The sequence below is a fragment of the Vibrio sp. Y29_XK_CS5 genome, assembly GCF_024181835.1.
Classification (GTDB): domain Bacteria; phylum Pseudomonadota; class Gammaproteobacteria; order Enterobacterales; family Vibrionaceae; genus Vibrio; species Vibrio harveyi.
The window spans coordinates 1-4,735 of the sequence record NZ_JAMZAM010000021.1; the positions used below are offsets into that span (position 1 = coordinate 1).

Consider the following 4,735-nt stretch of genomic DNA (forward strand, 5'->3'; position numbering starts at 1 on the left):
GGTTCAAGTTTTACTTCTGGAGAAGAGGTAAAATGACTTTGACCATCATGGTTTGTTGAGCCAAAACCATACTCTAAACCGATGTAAGGAGATGACAGCGCACTAAACGATGCGCTGATTAGCACTACTGTAAGTAATGTTTTTTTCATGCTTTAAGACTATTTTAGTTGAGTAATATTGGTTGATTATCGTTTGGCAAATGTGAAGTTTTCGTGAAACGACGAGTGTTTAAAGTACCTTTATTATGTCTACATCTACTTTTGTGCCAGAGATGTCTTTATCTATCTCGCCCATGATTTTAACTTTCGTAGTTGGTGTGGCTGATTGTCCCCACCATTTGTCATGATCTATCTCAACGGTCACTTCACCTGTTGAGTCGCTAAACAGGTACATTTCACCACCAAGAGAAGCTTTAATCTGACCTGTCAATGTGACTGGCATATCGTCACTGAACATCCCTGCATCAAGAACTTGTTTTACTGTTGAAATGCCTTGTGTTGGTCCTGAAAACCCTGACTGAGTCAGGGCATTATTGCCAGTGAAACCTTGAGCAAAAACACTGCTAGAAGCAACAAGAGTAAAAGTGGTCATTAAGAGTTTTGTTTTCATTATTGAGTCTCTGTTTGTAGTAACTGAACTCATATTAGCTTCATCAAATGAATGGCAGATGAAAATTTTGTTTATTTTCTAGCTATGTGTTTTTGCTCTGTAGCGGTAGCTACCCTAAGAGCGCCTGAACTTGCGACCAACTTTTCCCTTCATTTAAAAGTAGTTGAATATTTTCTCTGAGTTTTAAATCTGGTTTTCGCCCGTGATATTTTCCAAGCGCTTTGGCTTTCTCTATCCCTTGCTCGGTGTTTTCATGAGTGTTTTTTTAAACAACAACTAAGCGTTAGAAAATGGTCTCATCCTTCAGCCTGATTCGCGCGGAGAACTTCTCTCCTTCAACTTGGTCGTTTTATGAGTAACTTTGCCTATTCAGAGCTTTTTTGAACAGAACCGCACCTCAGATTTATCATATGATATCAATAAGTTAATTGATAGCCCCTTGTTTGCTACCGAACAAAAGCTCTAGCATTAAATTTTTATCCCAGCCAATTAATTTCAATTTAGATTTCACACTTTTCTTTTTTCCTATCCACTCTTTAGCTTTGACTAAATTAAGGATCAAGCGTTTAATTTGAGCAAAATTTTCTGCTGAGTTTTCTTCATATTTTTTGTCACCATCATCGTTGAAATAGACATCCAATAACCAATGATGACTTTCTATTTCCCAATGCTGTCGGACATAATCAGCCAACTTAGGGTGAGAAGCCGAGTTGTTGGTAATGTAATAACTGAAGTGCTTGGTTACTGGCTCACATCTTCCTTCTTGAACAATACGCTCAGCGGCTATGCATGATTTTATTTCAGATAGCGCGTGATTATGAAGTTCTTCAGGTAAAGGGAAAGCAAAGTATCGCCGTCTAACCAATCGCCCATGACCTTCATCAAATCCGTCAGAAATTAGATTCTCTAATCGCATTCCTTCATTAGCCGCGTAAGCGACCACTTTCTCAAAGATAGATGGCTGATTTTTTAAGACCAATGGCATCGACAGAAACCGTTACACCTTCTAATATCACGCAAAAGGTAGGGATAAACCTTGTGTGCTTTGTTCGCCAGGGTCGTTCGAGGCTTGGGGTAAATAGCCCCAATACTCATGTCTCGCATCAGCCGAACGACACATTTACGATTAACGTTATGGTCTTTTTTAGCCAACTCATTTCGAATGCGTCTGCTTCCCATGAGCGGATACTGAAGGTGAATTTCGTCAATCATGCGGCGTAGTTCAATCTCTTCAGCAGAGAGTCCTATGGGTTGATAGTAAGCAGTAGAGCGAGCAATACTGAGAAGCTCACACTGGCGCTTTATTGGAAATTGGGTGGATTTAACCAGCGAGCTCTTTCGCTGGGCTCGGCCTAACGACCGAGCACTTTGGTCAAAAAATCATTTTCCATGGTCAATTGACCAATCTTGGCGTGCAGTTTGTCCACTTCTTCAGAGCTGTCCTTGCCTGACTGGCTTTCAGAGGCAAAAATCATAGCTGCATTTTCGAGCAGTTCTTTTTTCCATGTAGAGATTTGGTTAGCGTGAAGGTTGTATTTCTGAGCTAAATCAGCGACAGTTTTATCACCTCTAGCAGCATCAAGCGCCACCTTAGCTTTAAATTCGGGTGAGTGGTTTCTACGTTTTTCTTGTCATAATCTGTTCCAGTATTTTTAGGGACAATACAAACAGATCAATCACTTAAAGTCATGTCCGAAAATGGGGAGCCACTTCTCTAGTTTTGATATTTAGAACTATACTTAGTTGTATTAGAATGTTTTCTAGGCTATTGATATGACAGATGAGCGACATCTCTTCTACGCTAGCACCTTGGGTTCGATAGAAGATTTTTTACGAACTGAGATTTCTGTTGGTAAGCATATTTATTGCGCTTTTTCACATGAGAAACTAAGTGATTATCTAATTGTTCAAGCGAAAAAACGACAGATAATGAGTATTAGGTTCAATGATGGCCATACGATGAAGTTTTAAACTTACTTATCACAAGTGTGATTCCGTTATTCGATGGCCTATCGTATTCAAAGATAGACTGTTTTTATCACGACCTTTTTAGTGCTCGATATATTGTTGCTTCTCCTAAGGCAAATTCTTTCGCAATTTGACCTATGGTTGCCCCCTCAGTTCGACGAGTACGTATTGCACGGCATATTTGATCGTTAAGTTTTGCTGGGCGTCCAAACTTAACGCCATTCTCTTTTGCTTTGGCAATACCTTCAGCTTGCCGCTCAGTACGTAAATCATTTTCGAACTCAGCAATCGACGCCAACATGTTAAACATCAATCTACCGGTTGATGTGCTGGTATCGATGTTTTGATCAATAACAATTAAGTTGATTTTTTCGTGTTCAAAGCGCTTAGCTAGTTGGGCTAAATGAACAACAGAGCGAGCAAGGCGATCTAAACGGGTGATAACCAAAGTGTCACCTTCTCGAAGATAATTCATACAAGCCTGAAATTCAGGTCGATTAGAGGTTCGACCACTTCGTTTTTCTTGATAAATGCGTTGACAATTCGCGTAATTTAATTTTTCCAATTGAACATCCAAACTTTGACCAGTAGAGCTCACTCGAGCGTATCCGATTTTCTCCATAATCTACCAATAACTCTAAGATATTTTGATTTGGCATTTATGATAGTACTTTTGATAGATAATTTCACGAACTATCAAAAAGTATACAAAATGATAGATTGATGTTTATGCAACAATAAGTTATGCAATATTTTAACGAATGTTCTTTGTCGAAATAATGAGCAGCAAGCTATTTGATTTTAATTATCTATTGATTTTGCTATTTTGATTGCTCTGGGTTATTTCATAAATGCGATAGCAATTAGTGTAGACATAACAGAAATAGGGCATTGGATCTAAACTGCCTATGTCGAGAAGTGTGCTTACAAGGGACATGAAACACTAAAATGCCCCAGAGTTTACTAGATCAACAAAAAAGAGACGGAGCCTAACCTCTAGTTCCTCGCGTAATTATTATGCTCTATACGTTAAATCAACCGTGGCATAGTGACGAAAAAGGGTTGCCAATTGGCAACCCTTTACAAAGTATTTATGCAAGTTGATAAGATTTTTTAGTATTTGATTCACACTTTCTCAGTTTAAACCAGATCTTCTTTCTACCGTTATTTCTCAAAGTAATTCCTCCAAAACAACACCTACATGACCATCAGCAATCCTCTGGAGAAGGCTATTCATCGTTGCATTTTTATCTATTGATGATTTTTTATTTTGAATAGGTTTATTTTTATTAATTCTATTCTCGTAATTAACTGTTTTATTAGACATAATATGCCCTCTTATAAAGATTATAATTAAGGTGCACTGAACATAGGTATTATTTATGGGATAGAGAAATAAGGATATTACAGAGAGAAACTTGCTAGGGATGACGCTGGATAACTTTCTTTATATTTTATCTTGAAACAACTCTTTTTCAGAGCAACTACCTCGTCATAAATATGACAAGGCAGTTTGAATTCAATTGTAAGACTAAATAGTCGCTACATTTTCGGCTTGAAGACCTTTAGGACCTTTGCCCACTGTAAAGGAAACCTTATCGCCTTCAATAAGCTTCTTAAAACCATCACCTAAAATGTTTCGGAAATGAACAAATAAATCATCACCATTCGCTTGAGAAATAAAACCGAAACCTTTAGCTTCGTTAAACCACTTTACTGTACCAATTACTTGATTAGACATATTATGCCCCTTATAAAATTAATATTAAGGTGCACTGAACATAAGTATTATTTTTAGGATAGAGAATTAAGGAGATTACAGAGAGAGACTTGCTAGGTATGACGCTGAAAAACTAACTTTATATTTTATCTTGAAACAACTCTTTGTCAGAGCAAGACCCACTATACAGATTAATTTAATTAAAGATACTTTTTTTTGGAAAATCTAGAGTTTTTGTAACAAGAAGCTTAATCGTTACCTATCACAAGCACCTACTGCAAAGAGCTGTGGCTTTGTTGCTTAATTCGGTGGGAAGACATGGCAGCCTAAAGTTGTTCAGTTCTTAAGCAATATAATGAGTTTCAGGCATACCAAGTCCTGTAAGCTTGTTCAGCGCTTTGATCATTGCGTAAGTCTCGCCAACCTGAGCATTGTAAT

5 protein-coding genes and 1 pseudogene are annotated in these 4,735 nt (G+C 37.7%); all 6 read right to left on the reverse strand.

The genetic code is table 11. From position 1 onward, the window contains the following. Positions 1-228: 228 nt before the first annotated feature. Complete coding sequence (locus NL647_RS26930) at positions 229-609, reverse strand: NirD/YgiW/YdeI family stress tolerance protein (RefSeq protein WP_253650902.1); 381 nt, start codon at positions 607-609, stop codon at positions 229-231. Positions 610-1,033: 424 nt separating this feature from the next. Continuing rightward, positions 1,034-1,594 carry an ISAs1 family transposase gene (locus NL647_RS26935; protein WP_253650903.1) on the reverse strand — a complete coding sequence of 187 codons (561 nt, stop codon included), beginning with the start codon at positions 1,592-1,594 and terminating at the stop codon, positions 1,034-1,036. A 23-nt stretch (positions 1,595-1,617) separates the two neighbouring features. Beyond that, positions 1,618-2,198, reverse strand: a pseudogene (locus NL647_RS26940) (IS3 family transposase); the annotation flags it as partial. Positions 2,199-2,647: 449 nt separating this feature from the next. Continuing rightward, positions 2,648-3,199 carry a recombinase family protein gene (locus NL647_RS26945; protein ID WP_253650904.1) on the reverse strand — a complete coding sequence of 184 codons (552 nt, stop codon included), beginning with the start codon at positions 3,197-3,199 and terminating at the stop codon, positions 2,648-2,650. Positions 3,200-3,748: 549 nt separating this feature from the next. Then, positions 3,749-3,904, reverse strand: coding sequence for a hypothetical protein (locus tag NL647_RS26950; RefSeq protein ID WP_253650905.1), 156 nt, complete (start codon positions 3,902-3,904; stop codon positions 3,749-3,751). A 204-nt stretch (positions 3,905-4,108) separates the two neighbouring features. Then, complete coding sequence (locus NL647_RS26955; RefSeq protein WP_253650906.1) at positions 4,109-4,318, reverse strand: cold-shock protein; 210 nt, start codon at positions 4,316-4,318, stop codon at positions 4,109-4,111. Between the last annotated feature and the right edge of the window lie 417 nt (positions 4,319-4,735).